The sequence below is a fragment of the Sphingobium sp. FG11 genome, from assembly GCF_057809915.1.
This window is the reverse complement of the sequence record NZ_JBMDKW010000002.1, coordinates 1-17,888: the sequence shown is the minus strand read 5'-3', so window position 1 is coordinate 17,888 and position 17,888 is coordinate 1. Positions and strand designations below refer to the sequence as shown.

Genomic DNA, 17,888 nt, shown 5'->3' with positions numbered 1-17,888 from the left:
TTGTATCCTAGGGCTGTCGGGCTGCGGCCAGCAGTGCCGAAGTCGGGCTGTTCAGCATAATGGAGCAGTCGCCATCTATCAGCCAGCAATCCCCTTGTGTCCACGGCTGCCCATTGATCGTTCCGGATCCGCTCAATGGCGTAAACCACATTTGCGGCTCGTCTGATGGAAGCGTAGCCTGGGCTGTGTCTTCCCAGCGAAGAAGGTCAAGCCAGAACGGCGCTTCGCTAGTGCATGCGAGGCGCTGGGATTTGCCCAGCGGTGCTTCTATCGGCGCGCGTTCATAAGGTGCCAGCCGGCTGACCGCCTGCCCATTATCCAGATGGAGTTCGCGCGGGCGACCATAATCATACAGCCGGTATGTGATATCTGAATTCTGCTGTATTTCAGCTAGTGAGATTCCAGCTCCAATGGCATGGATCGTGCCGGCTGGGATGAAATAACAATCGCCGGGCTTAACGGGCTTCCAGTCAATGAATTGCTCGATCGATCCATCCAATGCCGCTCGTCGAAATGCTTCAGACGTCAACTGTTCGGTCAGGCCGATACCAAGGGTAGAACCGGGTTCGCAATCGAGAATATACCAGATTTCCTCTTTGCCGCGCGGCAATCCTAGGGCTTGGGCCTGTGCATCGGATGGATGGACCTGGATCGATAACCGCTCGCTGGTGAAGATATATTTCACCATCAGCGGGAGATCGTTACCGTTCAATTCCTCGAACCATATTTCGCCAATCTGCCGCCCGTCAGGATTCGCGAAGCTTGCTGGCAAGCTTGTGCGACCCCACGGTTTTTCGACATGACGGGGACGAAGTTTTTGCATGAACCCTATATTTCTTTCAGTCTGACGACGGCTCGTGTCACGCTCGTCAGTTTCTATTGTTGAGTGTGTTTGTCACATTAAGAACAGGGAATACCGCGGAAGCGACCAGGCCGATAACCCGTTGAAACTCCACTGTAGGATTGTTGGATACGTACAGTACGTCCCTATCCCTAATTTTAAAATGCTGCATTGCGAAGTATGTCACAGGATTCTTCATATCGACCCGATAAATTACCGGAATTCGCCCGTCAGGGCCAATGGCGGCGCCAACGCCTCTATTCGGAACTGTCACAGGATCTTCCCAACGAAATATAAAGACACCTTTCGCGTCAGCCCGACCATCCTGCAGGCCACCTATACGTCCCACCGCCTGGGCCAAGGTCAGACCAGTCGCTTCGAAGTTAATCTCTTCATTCTTGCCCGAGGCGCCTAGTGCAGTGAAGCTATAGGGTTGGTATAGAGCGGTGACGACATCGCCTGTCTTGAGAATGATATTTTGCCGCGGATCTCGAATGACCGCCTCAAGAGGCATAATATGCACCCGCCCGTTCCGGCTGACCTGGATAGACATCTTGTTAATCGGCTGGCGCGTGCCCCCAGCGGCTGCCAAGGCGTCGAGCAGATGCTCTCCCTTGGGCGTTAACGGCATCCGTGTACTGTTGGTCACTTCCCCTACGACGGTTACCGTCGCTGTCTCGTTGCGCACAAGGCGAACGATAACCTGCGGTAAATGAGCCTTGTTCCGGAGTCTGCCGGTAATGTCGCTTTCGATTTGAGACAATGTACGTCCCGCGACCTGGACAATGCCCGCGAACGGAACGGAAATTCGGCCTGACGGTTCTACCAGGAACGCGGGCAAAGAGGTGGAGCGGCTTGTTTCAGAAGAAGTCGGCAGGGCCTGTGTTCCAAACAGGACGGCAGGCGGAGCTTCCCAGACAGAAATTTCCAGCACGTCGCCGGGTTGGATGACAGAACCAATCGGGAGGGCGTCGCCCAAGGTTTCGGAAAAATCCGCTGGTTTCGCCGCGTCCAGTCCACGCGCGACGCGTTCATCCAGATCGATGATCTGAATGCCGTTTACCGCCTGCATTGCGGCAGTGGTGACCGATTTTCTACTCGGGCCTACAGCGGTGCAGCCTGACGTCACCATTAGCGAAATCAGGGCGAGGGCGCTGAAACCATTGAGCTTCTGCAAACGGCGAAGCGGCATATCGATCATTTAAACTCCTCAGCGTATCGCTGGACGGATCAAGGTCCATCATCCGTCCTGTCCAACTATAGTTGATGGCCCATTGCAAGCGGTTTGTCGCGATAGTGAAAAGGAGCGACAGCCATGCAATTGCTAATGGAAGCGGCTGCAGTGCGGTATCAGGCGAGTCGGGAGCGATATGGACTCATTCTTGCCGCCTAGTCTCGGGCTTTTTATCCAGCATTATATCGTTAAAATGGTCGGGAAATATCAGGTCGCCCTGTGGCGGTGGAGCACTTTGCCACGGCTTGAGCGCTGTCACGCTTCTGTATTGATAGGATGGCTCGCATCAGTTGTGCGATGATACCGATCCGTTGTGCGGCGCGGTAGGGCATTGCCAACTTCCAGAAACTGAGGCAAGAGTCGAATGAGCGCGGTATTGCGGAACTCCACCCGGGGTGCGGAGGAGGATTCTTTGCTGCATTGGCAAACGGCGGGCTGTATTGATACAGCACTTTGGCTGGAATGATGAATGATCAATGGCCTTTCGAAACGGACCAAGGCGCTTGGCCCTCTTTTCTGGATTTGTGTAGCGGCCCCTACCTTGCTTGCGATTATATATTTCGGCGTTATCGCGTCCGACGTATATATATCAGAATCGCGCTTCGTCATTAGAAGCCCAGAAAAGCAGACATCTTCCGCACTCGGTATGTTGCTACGCAGTCCAGGTGTTTCGGCTTCTGGAGACGAAGTTTTTGCAGTGCAAGAATATGTAGAATCTCGGGATGCTTTGAAGGCATTGGATCAAAAGGGGATCGTTTCTCGCGCCTTTAGTCGCCCGGGAGTCGATTGGTTTAGCCGCCTTAATCAAGGTCGGCATAGCTTCGAAGACTTGTATAAATATTATAAGAAAAAAGTCGATATCAAGCATGAAGCGTCTTCTTCGATCACGACAATGCAATTTCGTGCCTACTCGGCCAGCGACGCCTACCACATGAATGAACGGCTGCTGGAGTTGAGCGAAGGGTTGGTAAACAGACTTAATGGCCGTAGTCGTGAAGATCTTATCCGATACGCCACGAATGAAGTTCGCAATGCGGAAGCTGCTGCGCAGACTGCGGCGATCGCTTTGTCCGCCTTTCGTAATCAGCAGGGTATTGTAGATCCTGACCGTCAGGCCACGGTCCAGATACAGTTGGTTTCCAAGCTGCAAGACGAGTTGATCACGGCAAAGACGCAACTTTTGCAACTGCGTGCGTTCACGCCGGACAATCCCCAGATTCCGGTGTTGCAAACGAGCATTATTGGCTTGACTAAGGAGATCGACGAACAGGTGGCGCGCGTGGCCGGTGGTCAGAAATCGCTTGCTGCCGCTCAGGTCCGCTATCAACGGCTGAGTTTGGAGAGTCAGTTTGCCGATAAGCAACTGGCCAGTGCGCTCGCTTCGCTGGAAGAAGCTCGCAATGAGGCCCGGCGCAAACAGGTCTACCTTGAACGGATTGTTCAGCCGAATATCCCGGACGAGGCTCTGGAGCCGCGGCGCTGGCGGGGCATCTTCTCTACATTCGCTCTGGGAATGGTGGCGTGGGGTGTGTTAAGCATGTTGCTAGCAGGTCTCAAGGAACATCGTGACTGATATGTCAGAGCGGCAGCCAGATTCGCTCCGCCGGTCATGGCAGATACAATGCCGGATCATTCATGCGCTAATCATGCGCGAAATGCTTACACGCTTCGGTCGCCATAATATCGGTTTTTTGTGGATGTTCATCGAACCGATGATGTTCACAGTAGGCGTGACTATCCTTTGGTCGGTGTTAGGTGCGAACCACGGTTCGGATCTACCGATCGCAGTTTTCGCTTTGACCGGCTACTCTGGAGTTCTATTATGGCGGAATATGCCTGGCAGGACCATGAAGGCTATTCATCCAAATCAAGCGCTGATGTACCATAGAAACGTCCGAGTCATAGATATTTATCTCGCACGTATCATTTTGGAAGCCGGTGGCGCGACCATCTCGTTCTTTGTGCTCAGCCTGGTATTCATTTACATGGAATGGATTAGTCCCCCTGAAGATATTTTAAAGGTCATCACGGGCTGGTTTCTTCTGTTCTGGCTCGCTTCGGCTGTGGCGCTTTTGTTGGGCGTATTGTCGGAGACTTCAGAATTGATCGAGAGGATATGGCATCCCGCCTCTTATTTCTTCTTCGGCTTTTCCGGTGCTGCGTTTTTGGTAGATGCCTTACCTGAGCAAATGCAGAAGGTCGTTCTTTATATTCCTATTGTTCATTGCACGGAATATATTCGTGAAGGTTATTTTGGTTCGCATTTTCATCCTGTGCATGATTTAAGATTTGTAATTATTTGCAACTCGATAATTACGCTGTTTGCGATGGCTAAAATTCGTGATTTTTCGACTAGGCCAATACATCTATGATCAAAGTCAGCGGTCTATGCCAAAGCTATCCTACGCGTCGCGGTCCGCGGCCCATATTGAAGGATATTAATTTCACGGTGGCACCCGGTGAGAAATTGGGGATTTTGGGTAGGAACGGTGCTGGTAAATCGACTCTCATTCGGCTGATAGGCGGCGTTGAAATCCCGACGAGCGGCAAGGTCGAGCGGCATATGAGCGTCTCGTGGCCATTGGCGTTCGGCGGCGCATTTCAGATGGCGCTAACTGGTCTCGATAATATCCGTCTTGTATCGCGTATCTATGGCGTTGACACAGATGGGAGAGCAGAAGCAGTTGAGCAGTTTGCCGAGCTTGGCCAGTATCTTCGTGAGCCACTAGTGAGTTATTCGGCAGGTATGCTCAGTCGGCTCGCTTTTGGTCTCTCCATGGCGATTGAGTTCGACTGTTTCTTGATCGACGAGATTATTTCCGTGGGCGACAAGCGGTTTTCAGAAAAATGTGACGAAGAGCTTTTCGGCAAGCGTAAGGACCGAGCAATGGTTTTCGTATCGCATGACGGAAGCTTTATGCGCGAACATTGCCAACGTGCAGGTGTCTTGGCGGACGGTCATCTGAGTATGTTCGACGACGTCGAGGAGGCTTATTCCTATTATCATGAGACGCTGCGGTGAAGCCAAGCCAAATTGGGCGTCTGTTTTCCTTTCTTGATTATTACATCAGAAACCGGCCGGCCCGCTATTTCAGGGCTGCAGCGCGTCGGCGGAGCGTAGAGTCAAAACACATCTATGTCGATGTTTCGACAATCTATCATCGGGATGGACGAACAGGAATTCAGCGGGTTGTCCGCGCTTTATTGCTTCAATTGTTAAGAGATCCGGGTTCCGATCATGTAATTGTTCCCATATTCGCCACTAAAAGACGTTCCTACAGGGTCGTCGGCAGCGATTTTGCGATTGGTTCGATCCCAGAAAGAAATAATATCGGCGATCCGATCGTGCCCAAAGCTGGCGACATATTTCTTGGTCTGGACCTATCGGCCCATCTGTTGCCGCGTTATCGCTCGGAGCTTCGATGGTGGAGAGCGAGTGGGATGCGTATCGCCGTCCTGGTCTATGACCTGCTACCCCATGATCATCCCGAGTTTTTTACAGCCAAGAATGTTAGTCATTTCAAACGCTGGCTGGACACGGTCTTGGCATATGCCGACGAAGCAATTTGTATATCGGCGTTCGTCGCTGATCGTCTCGCAACGACATTGAAAGCTAGGCGGTCGCAAAGGAGTGATGATTTGCATGTCAGCACTATTACACTCGCCGGTAATTTTGGTTTATCACAGCCCAGTCATGGCTTGTCTGAGGACCAACTTGAGCTACTTAACCATCTCAATCAGCCCGGTACTACCATATTGATGGTGGGAACAGTCGAGCCCCGCAAAGCTTATGACGCGGCGCTGGATGCATTCGACCTTCTATGGGCTAGAGAGCCGAAAACGCCAATTCGGCTCGTCGTGGCTGGTCAGATCGGATGGCGCTGTGCTGCTCTTGAAGCCCGGATGGCCTGTCATGCTGAGCAGGGCCGACGCTTTTTCCGGCTATCCTCTGCAAGCGACGAACTTCTAGCCTTGCTTTACGCTCGTTGTGACGGGTTGCTTATGACATCCCATGGAGAAGGTTTTGGTCTTCCGGTTGTTGAAGCGCTTATGGCCCGCAAGCCGGTGCTCGTACGTGATATTCCCGTGTTCAGAGAGTTGGCCCACAAAGGCCTGAGTTTCTTCGCGGAATCGCAAAGCGCCGTGCTGGCCGCAGCGATCGAGCGCTGGATCGGCGATTTCGATGCTTCTCGTGACGATTGGGCCGACCTGCCGAGTTGGGACTTCACGGGCAGTCAATTGCGGGCGCGGCTAGGCATATAATCTCTGGTGCGCCGTCAGGCGGCAGTGATGGCAGGTGCGGTCAATGAAGTAGGAGAAGCGCCTGCGAGATCACCTGCAACGCGCCGCTAATTTCCTCGTCGACTGCGCGAAGGGATATGTTGGGCTTTTGTGTCTGAACATAGCGCCGTCTGGCTTCCTGATAGAGCTTCAAGGAAGCAAGCGGCTTGCGACGAAACTTCTCCAGCAAAGCGCGTTGCATGGCTGCGTCGAATCGCAGATCAGGTTCGTCTTCGGCGGCATCACATTCGTCATAAGCGCGTTCGGCCCCTTCGAATTCGCCCTGGTCCCTTTTTAGATTGCCAATAACGATATAAAATGATTTGTCTTGGAGGGTCTCTATCATATTTTCGGCGTAAGACACGGCGTCTTCAAAACGCCCCGCGCGGGCCATCAGTTCAATTTGATCTTTTGCTCGTTTTATCGGGCGGTCTGACAGGTCCTCCAACGACAACCTGGCATCGATCGCCATCTGGTGACCGGAAGGCACTTTCCTAAGCAGCTTCTGATACCAAATCAGAGCCTTATCTTTCTTATCAGCACGATTGTATAAATGACCGAGCTGAAGATAGATTTCGGGATCATCCTCATGATGATCCCGATAGAGTTGATAGTGAATCAAGGCGCCTTCGAGATCGCCGGATTCCTTCAGGGCATGACCTACCTGCATATGAAGTCCGACTGCGTCGGACCGCATAGCGATCGCCTGGAGATATAATTTGGCGGCAGCTAGCCATTTCTGGCCCTGCTGAGCCTCGTCCGCTGCGGCTAGGACCTGATCGAAAGAAAGCTCGTCATCGCTTTTGGCCTCAACCGGATCGGCGGTGTTGCGAACCTGATTCCGGAAAATGCCCATTACATATATCCCAGTGAAAGATCGCGGATCTTAATCCAACTGCGCTCTCGGTCCTGCGACGGTTTGAGCAGACGCAGTTCGATAAAGTGATGATGGCTTTCGACCATGAATTGAAGCTTGAGGCTTGCTGATCCTACAAGATGCGCGTGCATCAGCGTGTCGATGCCCGAATTGGCAACAAGATCGGCGATGATCTCGGCCGCATCATCCTGAACAATGTCTATCGATATGGTCCAGGCTCCCTTGGCGAGGCTTCGTTTGGGCCCCGCCAGGACCCAGCCTTCATTCAAATGCAATATGCCATCTTCCGACATAGCCTTGGGCTGCCAGAGGTCTTGGAACCAAACATTGGGTGCCACGACGTAATGGCCATTAGGCATCAACTGCGCAAGCACGACCTGCTGCTTCGCGTTAGGGCCAAACCCGGCAGCATGGGCCGCCACCGTAACGGATGTGGCATCGGCTGTTTTGTGGGATGACAAAACCGCCTGCGTAGTCCGGCTGGCGAGTCCTTCGATAAAAGCCTTGCGCGACAGGTCGCCAAATTTAAAGGCCCTGATGGCTTCAAGTGCCTCGGCCTTGCCGGGTTCTCGGCTCAAAATCTGTTTATACGCCTGAAGAATGAAAGCGCGATCATTGTCCGGGGCATATCTCTCCAGCAGTTCGACCAACACGTAATTATCCCATTCCCTGTTGATGCCGCCGCTCTTGCGTGTGAGCATTTGTGCGCCATTGCCTGACTTTTTGTCGAACAACATGCCGACCAAGGCCAGTTTAGTCACGCCATGCTCCAGGGCCTCGACCAAGTTCGCCTTTTCTGTAGTCCCGATCATGTCTGTCAGATCAAAGGCGTCTAGGCATCGATCGACGAAAGCCTGCGCCGGCAGGAGGAAATCTTCCGGCATGACCGGTATCTCTGGTTCCTGATCCGAGGCATTGCCGGTCGCCTCCGCCCTCATTTCGAATGATTCATGCATGAGCCTTAGCCTTTAACATCCGTGCGAATATATCGCTGTATCGTTGAGACACCGCTTCATAGCTATATCGAGTCACCAACTGCTCCCGAGCTTCGTCCCGCAAGGCAAGGAGTTCAGGACTGGCTGCCAGCACGATGATAGCTTCCGCGAGAGTGGCAGGCTCAAGATCGCGGAGAGTGAACCCATAAGGTTGGATATCACGCAACACCGTCGATTGGGAACATAACAACGGCCGTCCAGCGGCTAATGCTATGCGTGCAGCCCCGGTCGCAGATTCGAGCGACGGGCCATAAGGAAAACACAGGAGATTGCACGAACTGAGTTTGTCCAGAATTATCGCGTCCGGGAGGAAATCGAAATCCAGTTCGACGCTATCGCCGAGGTCGAGCAAATCGACGAGCATTTCAACTTTTGCCCGTTCGCGCCAACTCTTGTCCTCCGGCCTTGCGCAGCACGGAATTTTGAGGCGCAGATTTGGCACGATCTTGCGCGCCAGCGCGAAGCCCTCAAGAAGCAATGGGATATTTTTATGCGGATAGAGGAAGCCAAAGGAGCCGATAGTGAAATGCTCGGCGTCCGGGCTTACATGATTTTTGTGGCGCAGAATGCCGTGCGGAATCACCGCCACAGGACCATATTCGCCATCAGCGAGAATCTTACGATCTTCCTCAGTGTGAACGAAGATCACATCGAAAGCATGAAGCCACTCGTTGGCCGACGAATGGAGCGTTTCACGGACATTATGCATGGTGATAGCCCGCACCGCGTGCTTGCCCGCCTGAAACCGTGCCGTAATGACATCCATATCTACGTTGGAGAAGAAGCCAGGATGATGTTGGAACCAGAGCACGTTGCCGCTGGCTGACACGATTTGTTCAATTAAAAGCTGGATACCGGCAAAGTCGTAACCCCATGGTCGCTTTACTTCGTCGACCGCTGGAAATGCGTCCGATCCCTCCACTAGCGCATCGTTGGTCAACTTGCGGGCGAGGACCGTGGAAACCTTTCCGGTAAAAATAGGCGTGTGCATCAGATGGCCGGAATAGGTAGCGATGCCGCAAATTTGATCCCACGTCGAAATAAGATCAATCTTGATTGACGCATCGAGGGCCTCCCCGGTCATACGCGCCTGCACCGACTGAATCGATTGCGCGACCCGTCGAGCGACGTCAGACCATTTGAAATAAGCTGCCAGTAACGACTTGCCGGCTTCGACCTTGGCACGGGACGTCGCATCGTCCTCGATCGCCCGTCTGAGCATTCGTCTCAGCGATGCGGGGCTTGGTTCCGCCCATTGCGCTTCACTAGCTGCGACATGCGCCTGAGAGCGAGTGAGCGAATAATCGACCAGCCATGCAGTGTCCGCCGTGCAGAAATCGGTTTGACCACTATAGTTGGTGGTCACGACCGGGATGTCATGTAGCAGCGATTCCGCCAACGGCAAAGCAAAGCCTTCACCGCGCGACGGGGCTGCGAAAACCGACGCTGATCGCATCAAGTCGACTAGCTTGGCTTTGGGCATGGATTCATAAAGGACCGTGATGGGCGGCGCATTCGGGTGGCTGGCGCGGGCGCTATCAACATATTCGCCGATCTTGTTATGTTGATTATCGAATGTTTTGATAAACAGTTCAACATTGTCGGCAGGCCCAAATTCATCAACGAACGCTTGCACGAGAATGTCTGCACCTTTGCGCGGGAAGCATGATGACACGTGCAGGATGCGCTTTCGCGACGGCTTTTTTACACCCTTCGCCGGGCTGGTCTCCTTGAGATGTTCGGTGCCATTGCCGACTACGGTCATTGGAATGACGAGGCCCGAATTGCGGAAACTTTCTTCCACGAAATTCGCCGTTACCATCATCAGGTCGAGATGAAGGTTGAAATCGTCGATCAGCGCCTTAGGCGCGAGTGATTCCTCCCAAGCAAAACAGGCATAGGCGTTGAGTTGGCCGACCATGTCGTCGCAGCGTGGAGGCCAGTTATTGCGCAAATGAACATCATAAACGCCCTTTTCAGGATAGTCGAAAACGCACCGAGCCAAGACTTCGGGCATTTCGTTGAGCATCGGGTCGGTCCGCCAATCATCCTCGGCTGTATGAACGACGAGTTCGATGCCGGCGGTGATGAGTGCCTGTGCAAGGTGCCGGTTAACAACCGCTAGGCTGTAGTCGCCCTTGAATACACCGTCGAAAAAGATCTTTTGGCCTTCAAACTGCTTCCATATGGGAGCGCTATCGAAGTTCGCCAGATTATCGAGCGCGTAAGGAGATTGATTTGGCATGATGCCCCTTGAACGATAATATGATGCCGACGCGCGCAATATAGAGCAACCTACCCTGGGTTGGCAGGCTCATTATGCCCTATCGGCGTCAACAATTTGACGCAGCTATGTAAAATCCATCTCCTGCGGGGGATTTTTACACACTGGCCGAGTTGAGATCAAGCGATTGGCGTCTTGGATGATATCGGTGGGGCCGAATGAGCGCGTAATTTATGGCGCGTATTCATATTGTTCAGTGCAACGCACATATTATAGAGGCGATCGCCGATAGCCTTATAATCATGTTCGGCACGCCACGCAGCCGCGGCACTGGCTATGTCGAGAGCGTCTTTTGTTTGCTCGCGAATCGCGGAAAGGCTCGACGTGATACCGCGCGCGATCGCTTCTGGGCCGGTTCCGGGTAGGCGGAAGGTCCCGTCGGCCACATCATCGAAAATAGCAAGAGGGGTTACTGCGACGGGTTTCCCTGTAGCCATGCCATATCGGACCGCCCCGCTCGCCGATTCGCCGCTCTTTTGGTACGGAAATACGACAAGATCCGCTTCCGCGAGTAGGGCCAAACTTTTCTCGTCCGGAAGAAAATCGCTTATCAATTCGATTCGGTCCGAAAGTCCCAGCGTGTCGATCTGCGAGCGCAGGGCCTGAACCAATTTCAAGGAAGATGGTGCAGGGAACTGGGCATTTACCATCCGCAGTCTTACTGCATTGCCGCCATTTACCATAAGATGCACCGCTTCCAGTAGCTCGGCCAGTCCTTTGTCGGGAAGGCAAAAACCATAAGTTGCAATCAAGGGACAACTTGGGAGTTTAGCAGGGATCGCAGCTGCGGTCGAAGAGCTTAACGTCCCGTGAGGGAAGAGTGCGACGTTATCTATCAAACCAATCGACTTGAGTCGGTTTAGATCTTCAATAGAGTGAACTAATATTCTTTCGCATAGATGTAAATGGTTGACGATCCGGAACAATTCCGCTCCTGGAATTTCCATAACTGGGTCGCGTGTGGAATGCATCATCATAATGATGGTACGGCCAGCATTGTTGGCATCTTCAATCAGATTGCATAGCTCATCGTGATTATAGAAAGCGTAATTGAACTGGATGACAAGAACATCGATGTTACGACGGGTTATTTCGTTAGATGCCACGCTCAACCCATTTTCTGTTTTTGAGCTAGTCCAGCACCGGACGCAGTTCGCTTTATCCGGATGTACCGGCTCGGAATCATGCGCGGCGAAAATAGTCACGTCGTCCGGCATATGGGATATCAGGTGGTTGGAATATGTGGCGATGCCGCAGCGACTGTTCCAAGTGGAAATCCACCCTATTTTTGGTTTGGTGGCAGATGCTACGCGCAGTGGCAGGTCCGCTAGCGCGTCGATCATGCGTCCGGCCACATCGTGCCATTGATGGTCCATCAAAAGCTCGGTCCTGCCAGCAGCAGCCATTGTCGCCCGCTCTGCCCTCGGGGTTGCGCGAGCCGTCTGCATTGCCTGGGCCAGCAACGCGCGATCGACTCGCGCCCAAGCAGATGCGCGCAAACCAAAATGCGTTGACGGCCTTTCGAAAGTATAATCGACCAGCCATGAATTCTCAGGATTACAGAAATCGCGCTGTCCGCTCCAAGCCGTGGTGATCACGGGCAAGCCCGATAGCATGGCCTCCGCAAAAGGCAGCCCATAGCCTTCGGCGCGGCTGGGAGCGACCATGACATCGCATTGCTCGTACAGGCTCTTCAGATCGCTATCGGCAAAATCTTCAAATAACATGACCACATGGGGAAAGGTCGGGTTGCCCGCTTGCCGACGCACGATCATTTCCAGCACCTCATTATGAGGATTATCGAACGATTTAATCACCAGCGACACATCGTCGTTGATAGAAAAAGCGTCGCCATAGGCATCGAGAAGATCGTCCACGCCCTTGCGTGGAAAACAGGATGAGACGTGCAGAAAACGAAAGGTCCGCGCCGAAAGACGAAAAGCCGGATTGGGTGCGATTCGTTCCCAATGGTCGACGCCGTTACCGGTCACTGCAATTGGTACACGCACGCCATTGTCGATCAGTATTTTCTCCACGTGCCGCGACACAACCAGGATCAGGTCCAGATGGGCGTTGAAGTGCTGGACCCAGGCATGGGGAAACCCGGTCTCTTCCCATGCATAGCCGTGAAGAGCATTTATTCGGCCCATCATGTCTGCGACGCGAGGTGGGAAAAGATTGCGGCTGACGATCGCAGCTTTTGATGAAGGCGTGGCGCTGGCAGCGCGGTCCAGCGCAGCAAGATCGCCATGGGCAGCGAGAAATGTCGGATTTGCGGGGTAGTCTCCGCCTCCCTCCGTCGAATGCAGAGAAGGCGCATGTCCCAATGCGGCCAGCGCCCGCGCCGTTTCCCGATTGACGAGCGCAAGGCTGTAGCTGCTGTCGAATGGCCCTTCTATTCGCCAGATTATCTCAGCGCCAGCACGCGCCTGGCTCCTGACGAGGCGCGCGACCCCTTCGTTTTGTGCGAGCGCTATTGCGGTTGAGGTGAAGTCTTTCTCTGTAATCGGCGCGGCTGCCTCCACCTTGGCAATAGCTGATATCAGCTGCTCACTTTCATACTGAGCCACAGCTTCGACAAGGCTGGAGGCGGCCTGATGGCGCCGGTGCAAGGCTTCAATGGCTGCGATCGTTCGCTTGGCCGTTCTCTCCCAGCTAAAACCGGCAGCGCGCTGGACTCCATGGCGACGTAAGTCGGCCAAAAAGGCGTTGTCGGTCAGCGCACGTTCAATCAACCGCGCCATATCTGTCGTGGAATGGGGATTGAACAGCGCGTCAGTCCGGCCGATAACTTCTGGTATACTGCTGAGATTGGAACCGATTACGGGGGCGCCGCACCGCATCGCCTCTAACGCCGGTAATCCAAACCCTTCATGAAAGGACGGAAAAACGAACAGGTGGCAGGATGCAAAAAGCGCCATGATCGCCTGATCTGAAACATAGTTTGTAAGGATGACGGCGTCAGGGCTGAGTGCGGCCTGTTCAATTTGCCGATTGAGCTTGGCGCGCTCATCGTCGTTGAGCTTACATACGAGTACCAGCTGGTGCGCGTCCCGCACGAGCGCGGGTAGCGCTGCAAAAGCGCGAATGAGGCCATCGAAATTCTTGCGCGGCTCATAAGCGCTCATGTGCATGACAAAGGGGCGAACGATGCCAAGACTGTCTAATAGGCGCTGCCTATCTTCTGGCGCGCTGTTGAGCGCAATGAGTTCGTCCGCCACCGCGGAACTGATAACGGCGACCTTGCCGGCGTCGATATGCGCGAGATCGACCGCTTCGGCCTTCGCTGAATCCGAGACGGACAGCAGCAGATCGGCTCGCCGAAGCGAGGCAAGCTTACGGTCGTACCATTTCCGCGACGGCGCCCAGTTGATATACTGCTCCGGATCCGTAAGGGGAATGAGATCGTGGAGGACGACGGCCATAACGTACCGGCGGTCCGCCTCAGGCACGACGAGTATGCTGTCATCCTGCGCCCCTTCAAACAGGGTGCATAGGATGACAGCATCCATGTCGAGGTCCGCTAGAAACTTTTCGTATAATAGTTCGCTCGCGCCGAGCCGCCAATAATTATCGGGTTTGACGAAGCCGTCGACTTCCGCAGTCGGTCCCGGCGCGGTGAAGCGAATGACTCGCTCGGGGGGGATCAGGCCGGCGAAAGCCCTTATCAGCGGATCGATCTGATCCGGGAAAAGCTCGCTCACCAGCACAAATATATCGTGCCCGTCGCAATGCTGAAGCAGGGCACGGGAAAAGGCGCGTACGAATCGGCCGATTCCTCTCGTCCGGCTGTTATTCTGTGCTCCTTGCAGGTCGATCAATATGCGCATCGCCTAGCCTTCCTTAGCTGCGGACGCCATCGTCGCCTTCAGCCGGGTCAGCAGATCCCTGGCTCGGCGCGTCATAATCCCGCTATCAGGCATTATCGAGGATGACCTAGCTCGATTTGCTGGATCCGATCCATATGCGGCTAGCGCCTCAACACGTGCTTCCAAACGATCGATCCGCTGCCCCAGTTCCTGCTCCACCGCCCAGATTGCGTTGACGATTGCACGCTTCTGTCTGGCCCGGCGCCCTTGGCTTTCGGCGCCGGTCAGGAGCGCAAAAAGAGGCCCGACCACTAGCCATCGGGTACGACGATGACGGCGTAGCAGCTGTTCCAGCCCATCTAGTCGAGCAGTATGCGAGTTGCCCTCTCGCGAGTGCCGCAACTCCCACAGCAATTGAGCCTTGCTGACGCCCCGGCGCAGATGTGTGCGATAGTGAACGAGGCCCTCCGGGTCGGCCGGCCTACCAAGCAGTGTCCAATAGGCGCTCTCGACAAATGTCTCGTCATGCAGTCGCATCAGTTCGGCGAGAGAGCGGGCCGGGCGGTGAGATGGCAAGGAGGGTTCAGTCACACGCGCTTCTATTCCATCGTGCTGGACGCCATGCAAGGGGCCGCAGCAGTAAGGTCAGTAGAGGCAAGGCGCACTCGTCTGCCCGCGAGCCTTGCTCCACTGATTATTTTTGGCAGGCGATGATGGCTGTGATGACCGACAGGGTTTCCTGAGGATCGCGTACGCGCACGGTATCCAGCCCCAATTCCTTTGCTGGATAGTCATTTCCGCCGGGGAAAATCGCGTCGCCAAGAAACATCATGGCATCGAGAGGAATGCCGCTGGCGTCTCGCAGCTTTTTGAGGCCATAAGCCTTGTCCACACCTTCGCGTGTAATATCGATGGAAGTTGCGCCGCCCATGTTGACGGACAGGCCGGGTAGGCGCTGCCGCAGATCGGCCTGAATGATCTTGCGCTTAGCAAAGTCGGGGTCCCATCCCTCCTTGGCATGGATCGGGGCCTGCTGGCCCAAAGCTGAAAAAGTGATCTGGCTACCACGATCCTCTACCCGTTCGCCCCAAGTTTGTTCAGGCATAAAGCCGGTCGCCTCGAGCGCATCATCGAACGCTTTAAAGATGGCCTGCTTCTGGGCATCGTCGAAAAGTTCGGCAAAGACCGATGCCCAGCGTCCGTCCCGATATGTATATAGCTTGGTCCCCGTGGTAGGCATTAGCCACAAGCGGGAGCGGTCCGCGCCAACGGGCAATCGGCTGGCGACCTGTTTGTCGAACTGGGGCCAATCGCCGCCTGAAATTACGGCTACATGAGCAACGGTCAGCAGGTCAGCGAGCGCTTCCGCCATATCATCGGCAAGCGGCTGCTTGCTTTCGGCAAGAGTGCCATCAAGGTCAAAGGCGATCAAATGCTTCATGGGAGACAACATATCCTTCTTACAGGTTGAATGAGAAAGCTTAGCATTTGTCTGATGACATGCAATTTACAGGTGTGGCCAAGCCGACACAAAAATCATCCTTCACCGATCATCCACTCAATCGTTTCGGAAAGCGGGTGATACTGAATTGGGCCGATCGCCTCATGAAGCAGACTATTGTTTCCGATGAGCGTCTTCACCTCATTGGCTCGCGCAAAGGCGGTATTGATCCGAATGTTTAGCGCGTGGCCAGAAATTGCCTGCGCCATTGTCACTATTTTTTCAAGGCTATAACCCTGTCCCGAACATATATTGAATGTTTCGGATCCGCCGCGATTGGCGGGTCGCATGAGTAGGCGGCTATACACATCCGCGACGGAGCGAACGTCGGTGAAGTCACGCACGATATCCAGGTTACCCAGTTCGATCACTGGCGCCCTCCGACGGATATGATCTACAATCTTTGGAATGAGAAAGTTAGGTGACTGGCCGACGCCGGTATAGTTGAACGGCCTTGCAATTGTGATAGGTAACCGGTCCGCATAGAGCCGCGCGAGCGATTCCATCGCCATTTTGCTCACTGCATACTCGCTGGCCGGTGCAAGCGGATGTTGTTCGGTTAAGATGCCCTCGGCTGTCCCATAGACGCTTGCGCTGCTCGCGAGTACAAGGCGCTGCAAACTCCTGCCGAGGGAGAGGCTGGCTTCCAGCAAGGCTCGCGTGCCTAGAATATTGACTCTGTAAAAGGCAGATGGCGAGGCATGACCGACAAAGGCGATTCCGGCTAGATGTAAAATGTGGGTGGGGGACACTACTGCCATTGCCCGGCTCACGACATCTATATTACAAATATCGCAGACAAGGAGGTTGGGAAGGCCGTCTATCGCCCTGTCCGGCTTGCGGCGCACGATGCCGTAAACGTCGTGGCCCATCTGCGCGAGAAGCCGTACGACATATCGGCCTGTAAAGCCTTCTGCACCCGTCACGAGAATTCGGTTCATCGGCACCGCTCTATCAGGAAATCACATAGACCGGCCGTTCCGGTTCCGGCGTACATCCGCCTCGACCATCATCGTGCAAAGGTCTGCCAGGGAAGTTTTTGGGTTCCAGTTCAACGCATCGCGGGCCTTGGTAGCCTCGCCGACCAATTCGTCCACTTCGGCTGGCCGGTAAAATTGTGGATTGATGCGCAGGACTGTTTTTCCGGTGGCCCGGTCGATGCCTCTCTCGTCTACCCCCTTACCAGTCAGGTCGAGCGAGATACCGGCCGCCGCAAACGCCAGAACGGCAAACTCGCGCACGCTGTGCGTCGTTCCTGTGGCAAGTACATAGGTGTCAGGCGAATCGGCCTGAAGCATTTCCCACATTGCCGCCACATATTCTTTTGCAAAGCCCCAGTCTCTTAATGCATCCAGATTTCCCAACTCCAGGCATTCCATTTGACCAAGACTGATTTTGGCAACGCCATCGCTGATCTTGCGGGTCACGAATTCTCTTCCCCGCAACGGACTCTCATGATTAAAGAGTATGCCACTTGTCCCGAAGATTCCGTAGCTTTCCCGATAATTCACGGTCATCCAGTGAGCAAACAGCTTTGCGACGCCATAAGGACTGCGTGGATAGAAGGGCGTATCCTCATTCTGGGGCACGCTTTGAACCTTGCCGAACATTTCCGATGTGCTGGCTTGATAATAGCGGATAGTCGGGTCCACGATGCGGATCGCTTCCAGCATGTTGACGGCACCCAAGCCAGTAATCTCCGAAGTAGTGATTGGCTGCTGGAAGGAGACCCCAACGAAGCTTTGGGCGCCCAGATTATAGACTTCCCGTATTGGTGCGCTTTGCAACAAGCGAATGGCTGTAGACAAATCTGTCAGATCGAATTCGACAAGATGCAGGCGAGGATGTTCAAGCAGGCCAAGTTCCTCAAGCCGCCAGAAATTAACCGAACTGGATCGCCGAAAAGTGCCGTAAACCTCGTACCCCTTGGACAAGAGGAATTCGGCCAGATATGCACCGTCCTGACCTGAAATTCCGGTAATTGCGGCTGAGGTCAATTCATCTCTCCAAGTGTAGCGCGACGATTACGGTGTCCGGTCGGCGTCAATTTTGATGGCCGATAGGTG

14 protein-coding genes are annotated in these 17,888 nt (G+C 54.2%); 4 read left to right on the top strand and 10 right to left on the bottom strand.

All coding sequences use genetic code 11. The features are described 5' to 3' along the window. Nucleotides 1-7 precede the first annotated feature (7 nt). Both ACODSN_RS01665 and ACODSN_RS01660 read right to left on the bottom strand, forming a co-directional pair. On the bottom strand, nucleotides 8-823 hold the full coding sequence (locus tag ACODSN_RS01665; protein WP_489052641.1) for a class I mannose-6-phosphate isomerase: 816 nt from the start codon (nucleotides 821-823) through the stop codon (nucleotides 8-10). A gap of 46 nt (nucleotides 824-869) precedes the next feature. Further along, nucleotides 870-2,042 (bottom strand): polysaccharide biosynthesis/export family protein, encoded by a 1,173-nt coding sequence (locus tag ACODSN_RS01660; RefSeq protein WP_489052639.1) that lies wholly within the window; start codon nucleotides 2,040-2,042, stop codon nucleotides 870-872. Between the two features lie 502 nt (nucleotides 2,043-2,544). Here ACODSN_RS01660 and ACODSN_RS01655 point away from each other — a divergent pair. From ACODSN_RS01655 to ACODSN_RS01640, 4 genes are read left to right on the top strand one after another with little or no spacing between them, the layout of a single operon-like run. Further along, nucleotides 2,545-3,648 carry a KpsE/RkpR family capsule polysaccharide export protein gene (locus tag ACODSN_RS01655; RefSeq protein WP_489052637.1) on the top strand — a complete coding sequence of 368 codons (1,104 nt, stop codon included), beginning with the start codon at nucleotides 2,545-2,547 and terminating at the stop codon, nucleotides 3,646-3,648. A 1-nt stretch (nucleotide 3,649) separates the two neighbouring features. Further along, nucleotides 3,650-4,447 carry an ABC transporter permease gene (locus ACODSN_RS01650; RefSeq protein ID WP_489053025.1) on the top strand — a complete coding sequence of 266 codons (798 nt, stop codon included), beginning with the start codon at nucleotides 3,650-3,652 and terminating at the stop codon, nucleotides 4,445-4,447. Continuing rightward, nucleotides 4,444-5,097, top strand: coding sequence for an ABC transporter ATP-binding protein (locus tag ACODSN_RS01645; RefSeq protein ID WP_489052635.1), 654 nt, complete (start codon nucleotides 4,444-4,446; stop codon nucleotides 5,095-5,097). The genes ACODSN_RS01650 and ACODSN_RS01645 overlap by 4 nt, the downstream gene beginning before the upstream one ends. Further along, nucleotides 5,094-6,338, top strand: a complete 1,245-nt coding sequence (locus ACODSN_RS01640; RefSeq protein WP_489052634.1) for a glycosyltransferase family 4 protein — start codon at nucleotides 5,094-5,096, stop codon at nucleotides 6,336-6,338. The genes ACODSN_RS01645 and ACODSN_RS01640 overlap by 4 nt, the downstream gene beginning before the upstream one ends. Before the next feature lie 40 nt (nucleotides 6,339-6,378). On the opposite strand, the gene ACODSN_RS01635 is transcribed toward ACODSN_RS01640, so the two are convergent. From ACODSN_RS01635 to gmd, 8 genes are all read right to left on the bottom strand, one after another. Further along, nucleotides 6,379-7,212, bottom strand: a complete 834-nt coding sequence (locus ACODSN_RS01635) for a hypothetical protein (protein WP_489052633.1) — start codon at nucleotides 7,210-7,212, stop codon at nucleotides 6,379-6,381. Continuing rightward, the gene (locus tag ACODSN_RS01630; protein ID WP_489052631.1) at nucleotides 7,212-8,189 is read right to left on the bottom strand and encodes a hypothetical protein; all 978 of its coding nucleotides are present in this window, start codon (nucleotides 8,187-8,189) and stop codon (nucleotides 7,212-7,214) included. Before ACODSN_RS01630 ends, ACODSN_RS01635 begins: the two co-directional genes overlap by 1 nt. Next, the gene (locus ACODSN_RS01625) at nucleotides 8,182-10,473 is read right to left on the bottom strand and encodes a glycosyltransferase family 4 protein (RefSeq protein WP_489052629.1); all 2,292 of its coding nucleotides are present in this window, start codon (nucleotides 10,471-10,473) and stop codon (nucleotides 8,182-8,184) included. Before ACODSN_RS01625 ends, ACODSN_RS01630 begins: the two co-directional genes overlap by 8 nt. A gap of 158 nt (nucleotides 10,474-10,631) precedes the next feature. Continuing rightward, nucleotides 10,632-14,342: a glycosyltransferase gene (locus tag ACODSN_RS01620; protein WP_489052628.1), complete on the bottom strand. Its 3,711-nt coding sequence runs from the start codon at nucleotides 14,340-14,342 to the stop codon at nucleotides 10,632-10,634. Nucleotides 14,343-14,345: 3 nt separating this feature from the next. Further along, the gene (locus ACODSN_RS01615) at nucleotides 14,346-14,858 is read right to left on the bottom strand and encodes a DUF4214 domain-containing protein (protein ID WP_489053024.1); all 513 of its coding nucleotides are present in this window, start codon (nucleotides 14,856-14,858) and stop codon (nucleotides 14,346-14,348) included. 157 nt (nucleotides 14,859-15,015) lie between these two features. After that, nucleotides 15,016-15,762: an HAD-IIB family hydrolase gene (locus ACODSN_RS01610; RefSeq protein WP_489052626.1), complete on the bottom strand. Its 747-nt coding sequence runs from the start codon at nucleotides 15,760-15,762 to the stop codon at nucleotides 15,016-15,018. Between the two features lie 95 nt (nucleotides 15,763-15,857). Further along, nucleotides 15,858-16,763: an NAD-dependent epimerase/dehydratase family protein gene (locus ACODSN_RS01605; RefSeq protein WP_489052625.1), complete on the bottom strand. Its 906-nt coding sequence runs from the start codon at nucleotides 16,761-16,763 to the stop codon at nucleotides 15,858-15,860. 21 nt (nucleotides 16,764-16,784) lie between these two features. Further along, a complete protein-coding gene (gmd, locus tag ACODSN_RS01600; protein ID WP_489052623.1) occupies nucleotides 16,785-17,819 on the bottom strand; it encodes a GDP-mannose 4,6-dehydratase in 1,035 nt (344 codons plus the stop codon). Nucleotides 17,820-17,888: the final 69 nt, after the last annotated feature.

Excerpts from the sequence above, each read along its gene's own strand:
- ACODSN_RS01645 (WP_489052635.1), top strand. The coding sequence starts at position 4,444 with ATGATCAAAGTCAGCGGTCTATGCCAAAGCTATCCTACGCGTCGCGGT.
- ACODSN_RS01605 (WP_489052625.1), bottom strand. The coding sequence starts at position 16,763 with ATGAACCGAATTCTCGTGACGGGTGCAGAAGGCTTTACAGGCCGATAT.
- ACODSN_RS01635 (WP_489052633.1), bottom strand. The coding sequence starts at position 7,212 with ATGGGCATTTTCCGGAATCAGGTTCGCAACACCGCCGATCCGGTTGAG.
- ACODSN_RS01620 (WP_489052628.1), bottom strand. The coding sequence starts at position 14,342 with ATGCGCATATTGATCGACCTGCAAGGAGCACAGAATAACAGCCGGACG.
- ACODSN_RS01660 (WP_489052639.1), bottom strand. The coding sequence starts at position 2,042 with ATGATCGATATGCCGCTTCGCCGTTTGCAGAAGCTCAATGGTTTCAGC.
- ACODSN_RS01655 (WP_489052637.1), top strand. The coding sequence starts at position 2,545 with ATGATCAATGGCCTTTCGAAACGGACCAAGGCGCTTGGCCCTCTTTTC.
- ACODSN_RS01610 (WP_489052626.1), bottom strand. The coding sequence starts at position 15,762 with ATGAAGCATTTGATCGCCTTTGACCTTGATGGCACTCTTGCCGAAAGC.
- ACODSN_RS01625 (WP_489052629.1), bottom strand. The coding sequence starts at position 10,473 with ATGCCAAATCAATCTCCTTACGCGCTCGATAATCTGGCGAACTTCGAT.
- ACODSN_RS01650 (WP_489053025.1), top strand. The coding sequence starts at position 3,650 with ATGTCAGAGCGGCAGCCAGATTCGCTCCGCCGGTCATGGCAGATACAA.
- ACODSN_RS01630 (WP_489052631.1), bottom strand. The coding sequence starts at position 8,189 with ATGCATGAATCATTCGAAATGAGGGCGGAGGCGACCGGCAATGCCTCG.
- ACODSN_RS01615 (WP_489053024.1), bottom strand. The coding sequence starts at position 14,858 with ATGCGACTGCATGACGAGACATTTGTCGAGAGCGCCTATTGGACACTG.
- ACODSN_RS01665 (WP_489052641.1), bottom strand. The coding sequence starts at position 823 with ATGCAAAAACTTCGTCCCCGTCATGTCGAAAAACCGTGGGGTCGCACA.